Genomic DNA, 17,879 nt, shown 5'->3' with positions numbered 1-17,879 from the left:
TTCTTGACGAACTTATTCCGGTGAGATATACTAGACTATGTCACTGAACGGGGCATAGCGCAGTTTGGCTAGCGCGCCTGCCTTGGGAGCAGGAGGTCGGGGGTTCAAATCCCTCTGCCCCGACCAGAAAAGAAGTCATAGGCCGGAAGTCAGAGGCTGGAAAACGGATGTCGCACAAGGCTTCCTCTTACGTCTATCCCCGGCGGAGACCGTTGTTTGCGCCTGTAGCTCAGTTGGATAGAGCATCTGCCTTCTAAGCAGGTTGTCGGGAGTTCGAATCTCTCCAGGCGCGCCACACAGTTCAGGACGGATTCAACTGCATATGGTGGATGTGGTGAAGTGGTTAACACACCGGATTGTGGCTCCGGCATTCGAGGGTTCGACCCCCTTCATCCACCCCAATACGTAAGAAAAGCGTCAGGAGTAGGTTCCTGACGCTTGTTTGCTGGATGGTTTTAACTTCTTCAGCCGAGACAATCCGAAATTGTTGGAAGTGCCGGCGCACGGAGAGTTCAAAAAATACGGTTAAATATCTGCTTCTTCCGTCAAAGGGAAGGGAAAACTCAGCTCGCCGCCGAACCTTTGGCTGCGGATATTGGCTTCGCGCTCCAAGTAACGCAGGATGACGTTTTTGAGATCCAGAACCTCGTCCATCTCATAGTAACCGATCTTTCCGCAAATGAAGCGGACCGCTTTGAGAGCGCCCAGGGCGAAGGCGGTGCGGGCAAAGGCCTCGTGAGTGATCTCGATCTTGTCGAATTCGCCCGCCAGCACGACACTGTGCCGGCCGATGATCCCTCCGGCTCTGATGGCGTGAATGGGCACTTCCCGGTGATCCAACTCGTGGAGATTCACGCCGGTGCCGGAACGGCCTTTGAGAACCTCATTGGCAATTTTGACCGCTGTCCCGGAAGGGGCGTCTTTCTTTTGCTTAAAATGCGATTCGACGATCGTGCAATCATAGCCATCCAAGATACTCGCCGTTAGGTTAGTCAGGACCATCAGCACGTTAACCCCCAGTGTTATGTTGGGGGCGGAGATGATTCCGGTGCGGTATTTCCGGGTAATGTACATAAGTTTGCGCTGTTGTAGTTCGCTGAATCCGGTTGTCCCGACGACTAAGGGAATTCGCAGACGACCCAAGATTTCGGCATGATCCAAGGTGGATTCGGGATTTGTGAAGTCAATAGCAACATCCGGGCGCGAGTTTTCCAATTGTTCCGCTAAGTTGAGGCTGCTTTTCATGATGATCCCTGTGTCATTCCCGTTCAAAATGCTGCCTAAGTCTTTACCGGGCTTATCGCTGTAAGGACTGCAAACCGCCATGGTGAGTGTCAGATCTTGTTGCTGCAGAAGGACCCGGGCAATTTCTTTGCCGGTTCGGCCAAGACCGATTAAACAGACCTTGATCATGCGAGAGCACCTCCAAGATTTAGAGCTAACATAAGTTACAACTTTATTATACGATGGGAGTTGTCGGATGTCAAGAGGGCTCGCTGTAACTGCTGCACTGGGAGCGGAAGCGGGTTCCGGGTATGTTCGGTAACTTTTTAACCCCTCGCAGTCACGAACTTCTGCCGAACTTGACTTGGGGCTTTTGATTGGGCATACTAGCAATAGTCGAGGAAGTCAATTAGGGGGCAAAATTTTTGGCGGAGAAAAATGTCCAAACCTTAGAACGTTCTTTAGATGTCCTGGAAGTTTTAGCCCAGGCCGAAGGTGCCTTGGGTGTGACGGAAATAGGCAACCGGGTTAGTTTGCATAAGAGCACGGTGTACAGGATTTTGCAGACCTTGGCTCACCGCGGCTATGTCGAAAGGGAAAGAGATGGGGATCGTTACTATCTGGGGATCAAAATCGTGGAGTTAGGCATCCGTTTTTTTGACGATCTTCAGATACGTAAGGTGTCTGAGCCCTACCTGAGCGATTTGGCCAATATGTTTGATGAAGTTGTTCATCTCGTACTTTTTGACCAGGGGGAAATTGTCTATCTGGACAAGATTGAGAGTTCCCAGATCATCGGGATGCGTTCCCGGGTAGGGAGAAGGGCCCCCATGCACTGTACGGCCGCGGGCAAGGCTATCCTTTCCACCCTGTCGGAAGATGAAGTGCGCCAGATCCTGAAAGTGAAAGGGATGCCCAGGTTGACGCACAATACAAAGACGGACATCCGGGAGCTTCTGGAGGAATTTCCGGAAATCCGCCGGACCAAGGTGGCAAGAGATAATGAGGAAAACGATTTGGGCATCACTTGTCTCGGTACTCCCGTCCTGGACTATTCGGGCCGGGCAATCGGCGGGGTGAGTGTATCCGGACCATCGATCCGGATGAAGGAGAAGGGACCGGACAGAATCAGCGCCGAACTGCGCCGGGTGGGCGAGGAAATTTCCTCTCAGTTGGGTTATAGGTGCTAATGGGACAAAAAAATCGTCCTATTTAGCTGTTGGAATGTTCAAAATCTGTACTCTTGTGCTATAATGAGACGAGAGAGGGTGTCTTTTGACCAACTGGCAAGGCCACCATACCACCTCGCTGTCAACCGTCCCGAATAGCTTGAGGCGATAGATCGTGCCAAAAAGGTATGAGTGTTTTTCAGGAACACAAGGTTCCTTCCCCGCGGTCGGCGCCGGGGGCGTGGTCTTGCGGATCACGGTTTCGCTCTGAAATGTATGGGTTGAAAGTTTTCTGTATGGGGTTGAAAGTTTGACGCCCGGTGTTAGAGGCGGTGCAAAGGAGGAGATATGAGTGGGGGTTTTAAATGATGTTTACGAGATGCTCAACACTTGCAACAAATGCGGATTTTGCTTAACGGCTTGCAAGACTTACAAAACCGATTTACGGGAGCCGCTGAGTCCGAGGGGCCGGATTCAGCTGATTAAGAAGCTGGTGGACGGTGTCATTGAACCGGATCAGGATTATGAAGACGCTATCAACAGTTGTTTGTTGTGTGGGGAATGTGCGGTGGCTTGTCCCAGCGGAGTTAAAGGAAATGAACTGGTTTTGGCCGCCCGTCGTGATTTAAAACTGAGGCACGGGATTAAACCCTTTGCCAAGTCGTTTGCGTTGAAGACGTTGGCCAGTCCCTCTCGTTTGGAACATGGTTTTAACTTTTTTAAAGGGGTCGGCAAAGGGCTTTTAAAGCGGATTGACGGATTGGATTATTTTCGCGGGGTTGATATCCGGAATATGCCGGCAGCCGAAAAGCCATTTTTGGAACAGGTGCCCGAGCAAATCACAGTCGGTGATCCGCAAAAGAAGGTCGCTTTTTTCGTGGGCTGTTTTCTCAACCATTCCTTGGATGGTACGGCTCATTCCGTTGTCAAAGTTTTGACCAAGAACAATTGCGATGTGATTATTCCTAAGGACCAGGTGTGCTGCGGTTTACCGCAATATGCCTATGGGGATTTTGAAAGTGCTAAAGCCAATGCGCGCAAGACGATCGAATCATTTCTTGATCGTAAGCCGGATGCCGTGTTGACTGCGTGTGCCTCCTGCGGTTCGATGCTGCGCGATGAATATCTGAAACTTTTTGCCGACGAACCGGGGTATCTGCCCAGGGTTAAGGAGTTTTGCGCCAAGGTCTTTGAATTCTCCGAGTTTGTCGAAGACCAGATCAAATTGGATGAAAGCAAGCTCAAGGCTCACACTCCGGTTAAAGTCACGTACCATGACCCGTGCCATATGGCCCGCCACCTGAAAATCACCTCTCAACCCCGTCAGGTCTTAAAGAGCATCCCCCGGCTTCAGTTTGTGGAGATGAATGAAGCGAACCGCTGCTGCGGTGCTTCCGGCTTGGTGCAGGCCTTCTATCATCAACTGTCGACCGATATCACCCGGCAGAAGACCCAGAATATCGTGGACAGCGGGGCGGAGGTAGTCGCCACCAGCTGCCCGGCCTGCATGCTGAGGATTCAGGGGGGACTGAATTTCGCGGGCAAGCAGCAGACTGTGGTGCACGTGGCCGATCTGTTGGCCAAGGCTTATGAGGACTAAGCGGTTATTAGAGTGGAGGGCGGGTAGTAATGAGCAATGAGACAGTGAACAGAATCAAAGGCTTAGTGGGCGAGGGGAATGTCGTCGACTCCCCCTCCGCGATGGCCCGATATTTGAAGGGCCAGGGCCGGCCGCTGGCCGTGGCGATGCCCGGCAATACGGCTGAAGTGGCGGAAATTGTCAAACTGGCCAATGAGGAGGGCCTGAAAATTGCGGTCGGCGGCCGGGTTGTGGAGAGTAGGGGATTAGACGGCGGGTTGGCCTTGGTTATGTCCAGAATGAACCAAGTTCTGGAGATAGACCATGCCAATCTGACGGCCACGGTTCAGCCCGGCTTAGCTCATACCGAGTTCAGCCGGATCTTGGCAGAGCAAAATTTGGTCTTCCCGCCGGAACCTAATGTGCCCAAGACCGGTTCTGTGGGCGGATGTTTTGCGCTGGGGGAGGCGGATTCTCAGGCTTTTCAATATATGCCGGTCCGGACTTATCTTCTGGGTTACGAAATGGTGCTTCCCAATGGGGATATTCTGGAGGTCGGCAATAAATGCATCAAGAACGTTTCGGGTTATGACCTGATCCATTTTGCGGTTGGCAGCCGAGGGACTCTGGGAATTTTTACGCGGCTTCTGGTGAAACTGCTTCCCCCTCCCGCCGTCAAAATGGCACTGGTGGCGGATTTTGCCTCCCTGCCCAAGGCTTGTCAGGCCATGGCGACCCTGATTAGGCGCCGTATTTTTCCGACTCGCTTAAATCTCCTCAACCCGGCCTTGGCTGCCGGGATCGATCCGGGGAGCAAAGGAAACCTGGTTATGGTCGATCTAACGGGATTCAAAAACTCAACCGAACTTTTGGCTGAAGAGATTGCCGGTATTTTTCACTTGGCCGGTAGCAGTGAGGTGCAAGCCGTTAAGGAAGCGGAGGGTTACGCCAAGCTGTGGCAGGGCTGGCTGGACTTGCGCGGAGAACTGAACACGACCTGGGCTGAGCGGGTAATAGATTTCAATGTCGGCCCCATGAAACTTGCGGCGGCCCTGCAGGCCCTGACGGAAATAACCGGGGATCTCGGCGCCTATCCGGGTCTGGTCGCGGAAGGGCTTTTGGGTCGCGTCCGCTTGCTTCTGCCGGCTGCGGGAGAGAGGGAGGAGATGGCCGTCAAGGTCAATGCCCTGGCTATGTCCTTCGGCGGTAATGTATCCGGGAACTTCGGCAGTAAGCTGGTTTGCCGGGCTTACAATGATGCGGAAATGTGGGAAGGTATTGAATCTCTCTTAGGGCAGATCCGGCGGCAGTTTGATCCGAAGGGGATTCTGGCGCCGGGGGTAAGCTTGTAGACCGGAGGAGAAAGGAGGGTACGTTTTTATGACCGAGAAGGATGTTGTCGAGCGATTAGAAGAGATCGTAGGGAAAAAGAATGTCCAGGCGGATAAAATAGGGCTGACGTCCTATGGCTATGATGCCACCTTGCTTTCGGGTGTGGGCATGGCTACGGTTTTCCCCTTGTCAACCGAACACGTGGTCAAATTGGTCAAGCTGGCTAACGAGGCCGGCTTCACTTTGATCCCGCGCGGCGCCGGTACGAACCTGAGCGGGGGTACGATTCCGGACGGGCGTTGTGTGACGGTTAATTTCAGCCGCATGAAAAAAATCCTCGATATTGACACCGAAAATTTTGTGGCAGTCGTGGAACCCGGCCTGGTCAACTTCGACCTCCAGGCGGAGCTGGAAAAGAAAGGGTTCTACTATCCGCCGGATCCGGCCAGTTATAAAGCGACTACTCTGGGAGGTAATCTGGCCGAATGTTCGGGCGGTCCGCGCTGTTTTAAGTACGGTGTGACCAGGGATTACATCCTGGGTCTGGAAGTGGTCTTGCCTGACGGGAAGGTCATTCAAACCGGAGGACGAAACTTCAACAGTGAGCCGGGCTATGATCTGACCCGGATCCTGGTTGGCTCGGAAGGAACCCTGGCCTTGCTCACCAAGATTTTCTTGCGTATCCTGCCCCTGCCGGCCGCCAAGAAGACGATGCTGGCCATTTACAACCAGGTGGAAGATGCTTCTCAGACCGTGTCGGATATCGTGGCCGCGGGCATCGTGCCGACGACTTTGGAGATGATGGACAACCTCCTGATCAACACGGCCGAGGATGCCACCGGGGCCGGGCTGCCGCGGGATGCCGGCGCCCTGCTCATTATCGAAATCGACGGACACCCGGAGGATATGGACGAGCAGGTGGAGACGATTGCCGGGATTTGTAAGAAAGCCCGGGTGCGCGAGTTTAAGATGGCCCGGACGGCGGCCGAGGTTGACCAACTCTGGCTGGCGCGTCGGGTCGTGATCGGCTCCGTGGCCCGCCGCCGTCCCTCCTATTCCCTGCAGGATATTACGGTTCCGCGCAGCATGTTTCCGAATATGGTGAGCGGGATTTTGCAAATCGCCAAGGAGCGCAACCTGGAAGTGGGGATTCTGGCCCATGCCGGCGACGGTAACATGCACCCCCTGGTCCTCTTTGACCAGCGCATTGAAGAGGAAGTGGAGCGCGTGCACTTAGCGGAAAAGGATATTTGCGCGCTCGCCTTGGAGTTGGGAGGAACGTTGAGCGGGGAGCACGGCATCGGCTTGCTGAAGAAAAAGTATCTTACGTTAGAGTTTTCACCGGTGGCCATGGCTTGTTTTGCCAAGATCAAGAACAGTTTTGATCCTCGGCACCTATTGAATCCGGGTAAGATCATGAATTTGTAGGTTTGGGAGTTGCGGATCTTCGCGGCGGGGGTTTCGCCGGCCGGCGTTTTGCCGGTCGGGACGGGAATCCCCGTTCCTCGTTTTCGGGCCGGGTGAGGCCCGCTGCTGCCGAGTCATGCCCAATGTGTCTGACGGGAGCGGAATATTCGCTTCGGAAACGGAAACGCTAAAATTTGACTTATAATTTGTGGGTTGCAGAAGCAGGCGGAGGAGACTGGAAGGGACGTTATGGGCGAACAAGGCGTGGATGGGCGGGGACAGTGGGGGTACGAAGGCGCGGAGTCGGAGAAATTTATCTGGCATCTGGCCGGGGAAGCGTTATCGGTGCGCCCGCGACCTTCTGCTCAGCGGGTAGCGTCGGACAGCAGGCGAATCGATGTGCGGGCTAAAGGATAGCGAAGGGAGATGGCCGGGGTGGAACTGGGCACAAGGGAGTGGCACGAGATCTTAGACGCGGCGCACAACGGGATCCTGGCGGTGAACCGGGAAAGCCGGGTGATAGTCTTCAACCGGGCGGCGGCCGAATTGGTGGGATGCGTCCAGACAGAGGCCTTTGGCCGGCGTTTGGAAGAGATCATTCCCAATACCCGCCTCGCAGAGGTGATGGAAAGTGGAAAGCCCGAGTATGGTCAACCCTTGCCCTTGAGAGAACGGGTGATTGTAACCAACCGCAGTCCCATCTGGCGTGCCCATAAGATTATTGGGGCCGTGGCCGTTTTTCAGGACATAACGGACATCGAAGCGCTGTCACAAGAACTGGAGACGGTGCGCCGGGCCCATGCCGACCTGGATGCGGTGATCGAGTCCGTCGATGACGGCATTGTCGTCGCCAACGCGCACGGTTACATCGTCAGGGCGAATCAGGCTTATCTGCGCATCGCCGGGATCGCGAGGGACGAATTTGTAGGCAAGCATTTTTCCGAACTCTTTAAACAGGGCTATCTCAACCGTTCGGTTAGCCAAATGGTCCTGGAACGCCGGGCCCGGGTCAATGTGGTGGATGTGCGCAACGGCAAGGAACTGCTCATGACCGGAACACCGGTTTTTGACGAAAAGGGGGAACTGAGCCGGGTTGTGACCGCGGTGCGTGATATCAGCGAGTTGAGTGAACTCAAAGCTCGTTTGGCCGAGAGTGAAGAGAAAAGCGAACGTTACTACAATGAGCTGGAACATTTGCGTTCCCGGCAGTCTTTTCGGCAGATTCTGACCAAAAACCAGGAGATGCTGGCCAAGGTGGAAATGGCTTTTCACGTAGCCAAGGTGGATTCCACGGTCCTAATTTTGGGAGAATCAGGGGTGGGCAAAGAATTGGTGGCGGGTTTGATTCACCGTGCCGGCAGCCGTTCCAAGAACCCCTTCATCACGATTAACTGCGGAGCCATTCCTCTGAATTTGCTCGAGTCTGAGCTTTTTGGCTACGAAAAGGGGGCTTTTACCGGTGCCCAAAAGGAAGGTAAGCCCGGGCTTTTTGAGTTGGCGCAAGGCGGGACATTGTTTCTGGATGAGGTCGGGGAGCTGCCCCTGGAGCTGCAGGTTAAAGTATTGCGGGCTTTGCAGGACCGGGAGATCACGCGTCTCGGGGGCAGTAAACCGATCCGTTTGGATGTGCGCTTTGTGGCTGCGACCAACCGCGATTTGGAAGAGATGGTGCGGGAGAAAACTTTCCGGGAGGATCTGTTTTACCGTTTGAATGTCGTGCCGATCCTTATCCCTCCCCTGCGCCGGCGTAAGGAAGATATCCCGCTCCTGGTCAATGAATTCTTGCGTCGGTTCAACACCCGGTATGGTTTGCAGAAGTGGATAACACCTGAGGTTATGGGAGTTTTCATGCTCTACGATTGGCCCGGGAATATCCGCGAACTGGAAAATACAGTGGAACGGCTCATGGTGACCGGTCGGGAGGACGCGATTGGCAGAGAAAGCATGGAGGACGTTTTCTCCCCGGGGGGACTGAAGATGGCAGAAGCGGGCGGTCTGAGCTCTTTCCAGAAGGTTGGCCATGGGGAACTGCCTGAATTTCCGGGTCAGTCAGGAGGCACCTTTTCCCTGCCGCAATACCTCAAAGAGGAGGAAAGACGCCTGATCAGCGAAGCCTACGCGGTCGCGGGCAGCACGCGCAAAGCGGCTGCACTGTTAAAGATCAGCCAGTCAAGCCTTGTCAAGAAGATGCAGAAATACCGCGTCCGGGTCTAAGCCCCCGGTTTTCCTTTCGGTATGCGAAGATGATTGTGGGGCTGCCTACCCCCATTTATCGCCAGGGTGATGCCGTGAGGAATCACACAAGAGAAGGACCGATTCATATTAGAATCAGGCGGCGGACAGTGGGTTTCTGGTGCTCGGAAGGACACGCAAGACACGAGTTTTGAGTATTCCGACAGAGCATATCGGCTTTCACGGCGGAAAAATTAACGGGCAGAGTTCGTCCCAAGGCTGGAAAGCGGAATCCGAATCCAATGGCACAGAAGCCGAGTCCGGATCGCAACTACGGGAAAGCAAGGTTGAACGATCGGGAAGTAAAGTTAAAAAAACAGAGGCAGAGTGATTCAAGATGGAATCAGAAAAGGCGATGATCCCTGTAAAAACGCCGGAAATAGGGCGTGCCAAATTTGGCACGCAATTTGCAATAATAGTTCAATGCCCGTGCGGGAAAGCTGTCTGAGCCGGTGAAACAGCCGAGGGATAGGAAAGGATCAGGGGCTGCCAAAGAATCGAGGAATGCGAAAGGGCCAGGGAACGGGAAAGGCTCGCGGAATATGAGTGGGTCGAAGAAGACCAAAGGATCGGGAAAACGAGAGGATTGGGGAAACGAAGAGATCAAGGAACACGAAAGGACCGGGGAACACGAAAGGACCGGGGAATACGAAAGGACCGGGGAACACGAAAGGACCGGGGAATACGAAAGGACCGGGGAACACGAAAGGACCGGGGAACACGAAAGGACCGGGGAATACGAAAGGACCGGGGAACACGAAAGGACCGGGGAATACGAAAGGATCGGGGAATACGAAAGGATCGAGGAATACGAAAGGATCGAGGAACAGGCAAGGGACTTAAGAAGCGTGAGGAGGAAGAAAAAATGAGTATGACACACCGTGAACGGGTGCTGGCCGCTTTGCACCGGCAAGAACCGGATCAAGTGCCTTGGGTGGAAAATGATATCGAAGAGGCGTTGCAGGTACAAATCATGGGCGGGGCGGATTTTACCCCCCCTGAACTCTGTGAGAAGTTGGGTTTAAGCGGTTTCGGCGCCCACTTTCCGACGGGGGCGGCCTCTGACGGTCAGGGATTGGTCACGAAGGAAACCTATAAAGAAAGTTACTATAATCCCCAAAAAGTGACGTTTGACTTTTTCCCGCCCTGGATTGCCAAGATGGGTGCCGACCCGGATACAGGAAGGACTTATATCGAAAAAGGACTTTTGGTTTCGGAAGAGTCCTTGAAACTGTTTGAGGAGTTTTTGCCGGATCCGAACCATCCCGGACGTTATGACAAGGTGGCGGAGTGGTTGGATCAATACAGGGGAGATTATGCCGTCTTCGCGCGCATTCGCTTGGGGGCGGCCTCTACGATTGAGAGCATGGGGCTGGAGGAGTTCAGCTATGCGCAGGTAGATAACCCCGAGCTGATCAATAGAATTCACCGTCGTTTCTCCGAATGGTCGGCTGCCGTAGTGGATCACCTGAACGAAATGGATTTTGATTTCTTTTGGGCGAATGATGACTTAGCCGGCAACACCGGACCTTTTATGTCGCCTAAAGTTTTTCGCGAGTTGATGCTGCCCAACATGAGAATTGTGGCCGAAAGGATTAAGAAACCTTGGATTTTCCACAGCGACGGCAATCTCTTTCCCATTATGGAGGATCTGTTGAGCCTTGGTATGACGGCGATCCATCCCATTCAGCCTTCGGCCATGGATATCGGCAAGATGAAAAAGGAATACGGTGGGCGGGTGGCTATTCTGGGCAATATTGACCTCGATTATACTCTGCCTTTGGGTACTGAGGCAGAGGTTGAGACAGAGGTGCGGGATCGCATCATGACCGCAGGTCCCGGCGGGGGGTACCTCATAGCCAGCGCCAATAGCCTTACGGATTATTGCAAGGTGGAAAACGTACTGGCGATGTCCAGGGCAATTAAGAAATACGGAAAATATCCGCTGGAGGGATGAAGAGATGGCGAATTTGTTGGAAGAAATTCAGGAGGGGGTCATCAATGGACAAGCCCCTCGGGTGAAAGAATTGACGCAAACGGCTTTGGATCAGGGCATGGGGCCGCAGACGGTTCTCAACGAGGGCCTCGTACCCGCAATGGCGGTGGTCGGTGAAAAGTTTCAAAAGGGAGAGTTCTTCATTTCGGAAATGATGATCTCGGCCCGTGCCATGTACTCCGGCCTCAACCTGGTAAAACCCTTGCTGCTCAGTCAGAAGGCGGAAAGCAAAGGAAAGGCGGTGGTGGCCACTGTTCAGGGGGACCTGCATGACATCGGCAAAAACCTGGTCTGCATGATGATGGAGGGAGGTGGATACGAAGTCGTCGATCTGGGTGTAAACGCGACGCCCGACAAATTCGTCGCAGCGGTCAAGGAGCACCGGCCTGATTTTGTCATGATGAGTGCTCTGCTTACGACTACGATGGCCAATATGGGCAAGACCATTCAGGCTTTGAGTGACAATGGCCTGCGCGCGAACTTGAAAATCGGTATCGGTGGAGCGCCTGTGACACAGCGCTTTGCGGATTCTATCGGGGCTGACTTTTATGCCGCGGATGCCGGAGAAGCGGTGACCAAGGCCAATATGCTCATCTCAAAGTGAGGATTTGCAGCGGGTACGCTAAAAGACGGTGAAGATGGGTTAGTGCAAAGACGGTGAAGATGGGTCCGGTGAAAAGATAGTGAACATGGGTCCGGTGAAAAGATCGTGAAGATGGGTTAGTGTAAAGACTGTGAAGACGTTTCTGCGAACGACGGTTTGCCGGTGCGGAGCGGCCTAAGAAAGCCGTGCAGGCGAAAATGCATAGCGCGGAAAAACGAATTTAAAGGCGGGAAGCTTCGAGAAAGCGCTTCCGGGAAAGGAATGTGAGAGAGACTCTGTCGGGAAAATCCTCCGGTCAAGCCCCTATGGGGGCTTCCTTTTAAAGGAAAATTAGTCAGACGATTAGGAAAATTTTCACGTCCAAAGTATCAAGCAAAGAGGCGTAAGGCGAGCAGGTATAAGCAAAAAATTATAAGGCAGACGGGTACGAGAAAGGAGAATTTATATGGCATCATCCGGTACGGTCGAAACCACGTACAAATTCAATATTCCCCAGCGCCTGGAGCGTTTACCCATGAGCTCTTATCAGAAAAAAATCTTTGGCATTATCGCTACGGCCTGGCTCTTCGATTCGATTGACTTAGGCATGCTGACCTTCGTCCTCGGTTCTCTGCAGAAGGCTTTCCACTTGACCGTGGTGGAGACGGGGCTTTTGTCCAGTGCCAGTTTCCTGGGTATGTTCTTCGGAGCGGCTATTTCCGGCATGCTGGCGGACCGCTTTGGCCGCAAAATCGTGTTCCAATGGAGCATGGTCATCTGGGGTTTGGGCAGTTTTCTCTGCGCTTTCTCCACATCATCGGCCATGCTCGCTTGGAGCCGGGTGGCCGTCGGTCTCGGCATGGGGATGGAATTTCCGATCGGACAGTCTTTAGTTTCGGAATTCATTCCGGCTAAGAACAGAGGACGCTACATTGCCTATTTGGAGGGATTTTGGCCTATCGGTTTTATCGTTGCCGGTCTATTGGCTTATCTGATTCTGCCGGTTGGCGGTTGGCGTTGGGTTTTCGCGGCCGAAGGCATTCCCGCGATTTTTGTCCTGTTTATTCGCCGTATCGTGCCCGAATCTCCACGTTGGCTGGAATGTAACGGCAGGGACACGGAAGCGGATCAAGTGATGGCAAAATTCGAAGACAACGTCAAGAAAGCATTGGGAACGCAGCAACTGCCGCAACCGTCCGGTGACAGTTATGGGGCGAAGGTATGTGAGCCGCGCAGTTCATTCCTGGACCTTTGGGCTCCGGGGTACGTCAAACGCACGATCATGGTTTGGACGCTCTGGTTTTTCGGTCTCCTCGGCTATTACGGCCTGACGACCTGGTTGGGGGCCTTCCTGCAGCAGGCGGGTTATTCGGTGACTAAATCCGTTTTTTACACTTTGCTGATTTCTTTGGCAGGTATCCCCGGGTTCTTCGTCTCCGCTTATCTGCTTGAGGTTATCGGACGCAAGGGGACAGTGGCCCTGATGTTGATCGGTTCCGCCGTGTCGGCCTATTTCTACGGAAGTGCCACAAACATTACGACTCTCATCATTTTCGGTCTGTGTATGCAGTTCTTTATGTTCGGCATGTGGTCGGCGATTTACGCCTACACTCCGGAGTTGTATCCCACCCGAGCCCGGGCCACGGGGGCAGGGTTTGCCTCCGCGGTCGGCAGACTGGGCTCCCTGCTGGGGCCCGCCATTGTGGGAGTGTTTTTGCCCAAGTCTGGCCATGCCGGCATCTTCACCCTGGGAGCGATTTCTTTCGTCATTGCCGCTCTCATCGTCCTCATCCTTGGGGTGGAGACCAAGGGACGCGTCTTAGAAGAGATATCGGGCTGAGCCGGTGAATGAGCACGTAAATAAGCAAGAGTGACCCAGTGAATGACAATGACAAGAGAATGACAATGACAAGAGAATGACAATGACAAGAGAATGACAATGACCAAGAGAATGGCAATGAACAAGAGAATGACTGAGTACGTGAATGAGCAAGTGAACGAAAAAAACACACTCAGTCCTCCGGGATGGGGTGAGACGGGGAATGCCGGCTCCCGCACAGCGGGCGCCGGTTCCCGCGCTTCCGGACAAATGGCGGCTCAAGTGCGCGCGGGTCGGAGACAAAGGGAATTGGATACAAACGGACCGGAGACGGGGGAATTGGATACAAGCGTTCGGAGAAGAAGGATGAAGGGAGAGGTGAAATGGCTGTGATGACGTTTCGGGAAAAGATTTTGGCCACGTTGAAAGGTGAAGCGACGGACTGTCTCCCGTACGTCCCGCGTTTAGATCTCTGGTACAAGGCTAATAAACTTAGGGGGACGCTGCCTTCCAAATATAAGAAAGCGACGCTGACGGAAATAGTGGATGATCTCGGTGTGGGTTATCATGCCATCATTCCTGATTTTCTCGATTTTGTTGATCCGCTGGATGAAGTCGACCGGGCTTTGGGTATTTATCGGCTGCGCACTTTGCCTTATAGGACCGTTTTGAGGGGGATCAGGCGCAATATATCGTATGAGGGCGACCTGACGTGCGTGGAATACCAGACGCCTGCGGGCAAGGTGACGACTAAAGTAGTTTACGATGAAGCCATGAGGCAGGCTGGTGTCACGATCACCCATATTTTGGAGCACGCGATCAAAAGCGTAGATGACTATGAGCCTGTCGCCTATATTTTTGAACACGCGGAAGTGCAAGCAGCCTATGAACAATATCTCGTGGCCAAGGAGGAAGTAGGGGATCGGGGAGTGGCCGTGGCCTACGTCAGTCTGGCTGGTTCACCAATGCATTTGATTCAGCGGGAATTGATGAGTTACAATATTTTCTTCTACGAGCTCCATGACCACCCCAAAGAGCTGGAGTGGCTGACCCAGCGGATTCAAGGGTATTATCAACGGGTGTTTGATGTTGTGGCCAAAAGCCCGGCTGAGGTGATTCTCTTGGGGGCCAATTACGATGCGCAAATTACTTGGCCGCCCTTTTTCCGGGAACACATCACGCCGACCCTGGCGCGGGCGGCCGATACGCTGCACGCGGCGGGAAAATTCCTCTTAACGCATACGGACGGAGAAAATAAGGGACTGCTTCAGTCTTATTTGGACAGTAAGATAGATATTGCCGACTCCATCTGCCCGGCGCCGATGACTCAGCTGAGTTTACGCGACGTACGGGAGGCTTTTGCCGGGAAGGTAACAGTTTGGGGTGGGATTCCTTCGGTCAGCGTTTTGGAGAATTCCATGAGCGACCGGGAATTTGAGGAGTATTTGGCCGACCTGTTGGTGCAGGCGGGGCAGGGAGACCACTTAATCCTGAGTATTGCCGATACCACGCCGCCGGATGCTACATTTTCCCGGATAGAGCGGATTGCCCGGGCGGCCCGGGAATTCGGCCCGGTGGGACGGGTCTGATCTTGTTCGCCTGAGGAAGTCGAGACGCTGCCAAAGAAGGCGAGCCTTTGCCTCACCTCTGCCTTATATAGAAGGCGAGCCTCCGCCTTAGTTTCTGGCACCGGCACGAGAGTTTGCGCAATAGAATCATGGGTTTAGCCGAATCTCCCTTTTGGCTAAACCGGTTAAAGCCAGGGGCCGAGCCATGGGCATGCGGCTAAGCTTTTGGGTTAAGTGGATGGCATGCCAGATATGGCTGCAGCTCATGCTGGGGCAGGGGCCGGCAAAAGAAATAGCCCTGGATTTCATCGCAGTGCTTTTCTGCAAGAAAATTCAGCTGCTCCCGTGTTTCCACCCCTTCGGCGATGACTTTGAGCTTTAGGGTTTGCGCGAGGTTGATGATGGCCGTGACAATTTCTTCGTCGCGCCGGGGGAGAATATCCGCGACGAAGGATTTGTCGATTTTCAGAGTGTCGATGGGAAAGCGTCGTAAGTAGCTGAGTGAAGAAAATCCTGTGCCGAAATCATCAATGGAAATTCTGATCCCCATATCTTTTAGGGAGCGGAGAATGGAGATCGTTACATTCAGATCTTCCGCCGCAATGCTTTCGGTAATTTCGACCTCAAGAGATTCGGGTATAAGGGAGGTTTCCAGCAAGACGGCCCGGATGGTTTCCGTCAGCTGGGGCTGTCTGAACTGGCGTGCGGAAAGATTGACCGCGACCCGTAAGGGGTACCCCGATTTCTGCCAGCTGCGGACCTGGTTACAGGCAGATCGCAATACCCATTCGCCTATGGGGATAATGAGCCCGGTGTCTTCCGCCACAGGAATAAAGGAAGAAGGCATAAGCAGGCCCTTGCGCGGATGTTGCCAGCGGACCAAAGCCTCGACCCCGACGATTTCCCTGCTGAGTAGAGAGATAACGGGCTGATAATGGATGACGAATTCGTTTTTGGCCAGCGCCCGGCGCAGGCTATTTTCCGTTTCCAGCCGGGACTGGGCAGTTTCGTTAAGGGCAGGAGTGAAAAACCGGAAGTTATTACGCCCGAGTTCTTTGGCGGAGTACATGGCGGCATCCGCATGTCTGATCAGGGTTTCAATGTCCGTGCCGTCGGCCGGATAGAGGCTGATGCCGATGCTCGGCGTTATGAAGACCTCCTCCCCCTCCAAGGGAAATGGGGTCGAGAAAAGCGCGAGTATTTTCTGGGCGACAGTGCTAACCTCGGCCCTGCTGTGGATTTCCGGAAGAATAAGGATGAATTCATCCCCTCCTTGGCGCCCGACCGTATCGCTTTCACGCAGAAGGCCCTTTAATCTTGCGGCAACGGATTGTAAGAGGCGATCACCCACGGCATGGCCCAAAGTGTCGTTAATAAGTTTGAAACGGTCAAGATCCAAAAAGAGTATGGCTGCATCATGGTTCTTCCGGCGGGCCTGTGCGATGGCTTGCCTGAGGCGGTCGACGAAGAGCAGGCGGTTGGGCAGACCGGTTAGAGCGTCATGGTGAGCCTGGTGGGTCATCTGACGGAGGAGCGCCCGTTTGTCGCTCACATCATGAAAGACGAGGACGGCGCCTATGACATTTCCCTGCCGGTCTCGGACAGGAGCCGCCGAATCTTCAATGGCAAACGGATGATTGCGGCGGTGAATGAGAACTGAGTGGTTGGCGAGTCCCACGATGCGCCCTTCTTTTAGACAGCGCGCAACGGGGTTTTCGGTCTCGCTGCCGTCTGTTTCATGCACGACGTGAAAAACTTGGGCTAAGTCCTTGCCTTTGGCCTCGGCGAGCGACCAACCCGTTAATTCCTCGGCGATTGGGTTTAAGTATTGTACGACGCCATGGATATCGGTCGTGATCACACCGTCCCCAATGGAGTGCAGGGTAATCTGGGCGCGCTCTTTTTCTTGCCAAAGTTCTTCCTCCGCCAGCTTACGCGCGGTCACATCCCGGTAGAGGCAGACGATTTCTCCCGAGGACAGACGATAAACGTAGTTTTCGCGCCAGCACAGGTCTTTGCCGTTGCGATAGCAGGTGGTTGGGAACTGTTCGGGGAGGCCGGTTTTCCAGACTCGGCGCAGCACGGCGCAAATTCCGGACGGCTCGGCGTAGGGGAATAATTCGGTGAAAGAATGTCCCAAGACGTCCTGACGGTTAACCTGTTCGAGTGTTTCTGCCCTGCGGTTAAATTCCTTAATAATAAACTGCCGTCCATCGCTTCGGATTTCAAACACCGCGGCAGCGTTGCTCATATGTTCAAGGATTTCTCGGTAACGCTCCTGGCTATGTTCTAACTCCGCCATGATACGGGCCTCTTGCTCTTCCAGATACTTCGGATGGGTGATGTCTTCAAGGGTGAGGACGATTTCTTCCGGTGAGACGGAACCGGGCTGATAAATGGGATGAGTCGTATAGGCGAGCCAGCGCTCGGCAAACTGGGTCGAAGTAATTTTGACTCGTCCGCTGAGATTGGCCGGCGCAGGGAGTGGCATCAAGGTCTCGGGGGAACAGGGCGCAACAGAGGGCGGCTTTAGAGAAAGTTCGGCGGCGATGTTTTGCCAAGTGAACGAGAGACCGCTTTCGCAGCGGGCCTGCCAGTCAGGCCCTAGGGGCTCGGCTCCGCTAAGCTGCTGCAGGCTGAGGCCGAGGAGGGACTGAGCGGCCTCGTTGGCCTCGATAACCATTCCGGTGGGGTTTAGAATCATAACGCCGCTGGAGACTCCCTGAAAAATGCGGCGAAAACGGGTTTCGCGGGTCTTCACCCGGAGAAGCTGGGCTTGGAGTGCTTCCTGGGTTGTGCAGAGTTCTTGATGAGTTTTTTGGAGCGCGAAGAGATTTTCCTCAAGTCGCCTTTGCGAGCGCTTGATAAGCCGGATGGACGCCAGATTCATTTTTTTCAGTCCTTTTCGGTTAATGGCCGCCTGAGCGGAAGATAGAGGATCGGCTGGATAGACAGCTTGTCCCGCAAAGG

Annotated in this window: 14 protein-coding genes and 3 tRNA genes; 15 read left to right on the top strand and 2 right to left on the bottom strand. The window is 53.9% G+C overall.

The annotated features are described in order from the left end of the window. Nucleotides 1–48: 48 nt before the first annotated feature. The 3 genes from MNU25_RS00540 to MNU25_RS00530 all read left to right on the top strand — a co-directional run bounded on the left by MNU25_RS00540 (nt 49) and on the right by MNU25_RS00530 (nt 401). Nucleotides 49–126: transfer RNA gene (locus tag MNU25_RS00540), tRNA-Pro, on the top strand. A gap of 92 nt (nt 127–218) precedes the next feature. Further along, nucleotides 219–295, top strand: a tRNA-Arg gene (locus MNU25_RS00535). A 30-nt stretch (nt 296–325) separates the two neighbouring features. Next, nucleotides 326–401 (top strand) — tRNA-His (locus MNU25_RS00530). A 124-nt stretch (nt 402–525) separates the two neighbouring features. Here MNU25_RS00530 and dapB read toward each other — a convergent pair. Continuing rightward, a complete protein-coding gene (gene dapB / locus MNU25_RS00525; protein ID WP_240983290.1) occupies nt 526–1,413 on the bottom strand; it encodes a 4-hydroxy-tetrahydrodipicolinate reductase in 888 nt (295 codons plus the stop codon). A 236-nt stretch (nt 1,414–1,649) separates the two neighbouring features. Between dapB and MNU25_RS00520 the strand changes: the two genes are divergently transcribed. The 12 genes from MNU25_RS00520 to MNU25_RS00465 all read left to right on the top strand — a co-directional run bounded on the left by MNU25_RS00520 (nt 1,650) and on the right by MNU25_RS00465 (nt 14,930). Further along, complete coding sequence (locus MNU25_RS00520) at nt 1,650–2,414, top strand: IclR family transcriptional regulator (RefSeq protein ID WP_240983289.1); 765 nt, start codon at nt 1,650–1,652, stop codon at nt 2,412–2,414. 331 nt (nt 2,415–2,745) lie between these two features. Beyond that, nucleotides 2,746–3,993: a (Fe-S)-binding protein gene (locus MNU25_RS00515; RefSeq protein ID WP_240983288.1), complete on the top strand. Its 1,248-nt coding sequence runs from the start codon at nt 2,746–2,748 to the stop codon at nt 3,991–3,993. 29 nt (nt 3,994–4,022) lie between these two features. After that, nucleotides 4,023–5,324 (top strand): FAD-binding oxidoreductase, encoded by a 1,302-nt coding sequence (locus MNU25_RS00510; RefSeq protein WP_240983287.1) that lies wholly within the window; start codon nt 4,023–4,025, stop codon nt 5,322–5,324. 28 nt (nt 5,325–5,352) lie between these two features. Further along, on the top strand, nt 5,353–6,732 hold the full coding sequence (locus tag MNU25_RS00505) for an FAD-binding oxidoreductase (protein ID WP_240983286.1): 1,380 nt from the start codon (nt 5,353–5,355) through the stop codon (nt 6,730–6,732). 228 nt (nt 6,733–6,960) lie between these two features. After that, nucleotides 6,961–7,128 carry a hypothetical protein gene (locus MNU25_RS00500; protein ID WP_240983285.1) on the top strand — a complete coding sequence of 56 codons (168 nt, stop codon included), beginning with the start codon at nt 6,961–6,963 and terminating at the stop codon, nt 7,126–7,128. 18 nt (nt 7,129–7,146) lie between these two features. Further along, nucleotides 7,147–8,925 (top strand): sigma 54-interacting transcriptional regulator, encoded by a 1,779-nt coding sequence (locus tag MNU25_RS00495; RefSeq protein WP_240983284.1) that lies wholly within the window; start codon nt 7,147–7,149, stop codon nt 8,923–8,925. Between the two features lie 560 nt (nt 8,926–9,485). After that, entirely contained in the window at nt 9,486–9,812 is a 327-nt protein-coding gene (locus MNU25_RS00490; RefSeq protein WP_240983283.1) for a hypothetical protein, read from the top strand. Then, nucleotides 9,809–10,900, top strand: a complete 1,092-nt coding sequence (locus MNU25_RS00485; RefSeq protein ID WP_240983282.1) for a uroporphyrinogen decarboxylase family protein — start codon at nt 9,809–9,811, stop codon at nt 10,898–10,900. Before MNU25_RS00490 ends, MNU25_RS00485 begins: the two co-directional genes overlap by 4 nt. 4 nt (nt 10,901–10,904) lie before the next feature. Next, nucleotides 10,905–11,543, top strand: coding sequence for a corrinoid protein (locus MNU25_RS00480; RefSeq protein WP_240983281.1), 639 nt, complete (start codon nt 10,905–10,907; stop codon nt 11,541–11,543). Between the two features lie 445 nt (nt 11,544–11,988). Next, nucleotides 11,989–13,362, top strand: coding sequence for an MFS transporter (locus tag MNU25_RS00475; protein WP_240983280.1), 1,374 nt, complete (start codon nt 11,989–11,991; stop codon nt 13,360–13,362). Between the two features lie 117 nt (nt 13,363–13,479). Next, entirely contained in the window at nt 13,480–13,734 is a 255-nt protein-coding gene (locus MNU25_RS00470; RefSeq protein ID WP_240983279.1) for a hypothetical protein, read from the top strand. Next, entirely contained in the window at nt 13,725–14,930 is a 1,206-nt protein-coding gene (locus MNU25_RS00465) for a uroporphyrinogen decarboxylase family protein (RefSeq protein ID WP_240983278.1), read from the top strand. The genes MNU25_RS00470 and MNU25_RS00465 overlap by 10 nt, the downstream gene beginning before the upstream one ends. A gap of 196 nt (nt 14,931–15,126) precedes the next feature. On the opposite strand, the gene MNU25_RS00460 is transcribed toward MNU25_RS00465, so the two are convergent. Continuing rightward, nucleotides 15,127–17,799 (bottom strand): EAL domain-containing protein, encoded by a 2,673-nt coding sequence (locus tag MNU25_RS00460; RefSeq protein WP_240983277.1) that lies wholly within the window; start codon nt 17,797–17,799, stop codon nt 15,127–15,129. Nucleotides 17,800–17,879 lie beyond the last annotated feature (80 nt).

Origin of the sequence: Acididesulfobacillus acetoxydans (assembly GCF_902729405.1) — a bacterium.
Lineage (GTDB): Bacteria > Bacillota > Desulfitobacteriia > Desulfitobacteriales > Desulfitobacteriaceae > Acididesulfobacillus > Acididesulfobacillus acetoxydans.
This window is presented reverse-complemented; position numbering and strand designations above follow the sequence as displayed.

What these genes read in the sequence shown, in the direction of transcription:
- dapB (WP_240983290.1), bottom strand. Translation starts at nt 1,413, where the DNA reads ATGATCAAGGTCTGTTTAATCGGTCTTGGCCGAACCGGCAAAGAAATT.
- MNU25_RS00510 (WP_240983287.1), top strand. Translation starts at nt 4,023, where the DNA reads ATGAGCAATGAGACAGTGAACAGAATCAAAGGCTTAGTGGGCGAGGGG.
- MNU25_RS00505 (WP_240983286.1), top strand. Translation starts at nt 5,353, where the DNA reads ATGACCGAGAAGGATGTTGTCGAGCGATTAGAAGAGATCGTAGGGAAA.
- MNU25_RS00500 (WP_240983285.1), top strand. Translation starts at nt 6,961, where the DNA reads ATGGGCGAACAAGGCGTGGATGGGCGGGGACAGTGGGGGTACGAAGGC.
- MNU25_RS00490 (WP_240983283.1), top strand. Translation starts at nt 9,486, where the DNA reads ATGAGTGGGTCGAAGAAGACCAAAGGATCGGGAAAACGAGAGGATTGG.
- MNU25_RS00485 (WP_240983282.1), top strand. Translation starts at nt 9,809, where the DNA reads ATGAGTATGACACACCGTGAACGGGTGCTGGCCGCTTTGCACCGGCAA.
- MNU25_RS00480 (WP_240983281.1), top strand. Translation starts at nt 10,905, where the DNA reads ATGGCGAATTTGTTGGAAGAAATTCAGGAGGGGGTCATCAATGGACAA.
- MNU25_RS00475 (WP_240983280.1), top strand. Translation starts at nt 11,989, where the DNA reads ATGGCATCATCCGGTACGGTCGAAACCACGTACAAATTCAATATTCCC.
- MNU25_RS00470 (WP_240983279.1), top strand. Translation starts at nt 13,480, where the DNA reads ATGAACAAGAGAATGACTGAGTACGTGAATGAGCAAGTGAACGAAAAA.
- MNU25_RS00465 (WP_240983278.1), top strand. Translation starts at nt 13,725, where the DNA reads ATGGCTGTGATGACGTTTCGGGAAAAGATTTTGGCCACGTTGAAAGGT.
- MNU25_RS00460 (WP_240983277.1), bottom strand. Translation starts at nt 17,799, where the DNA reads ATGAATCTGGCGTCCATCCGGCTTATCAAGCGCTCGCAAAGGCGACTT.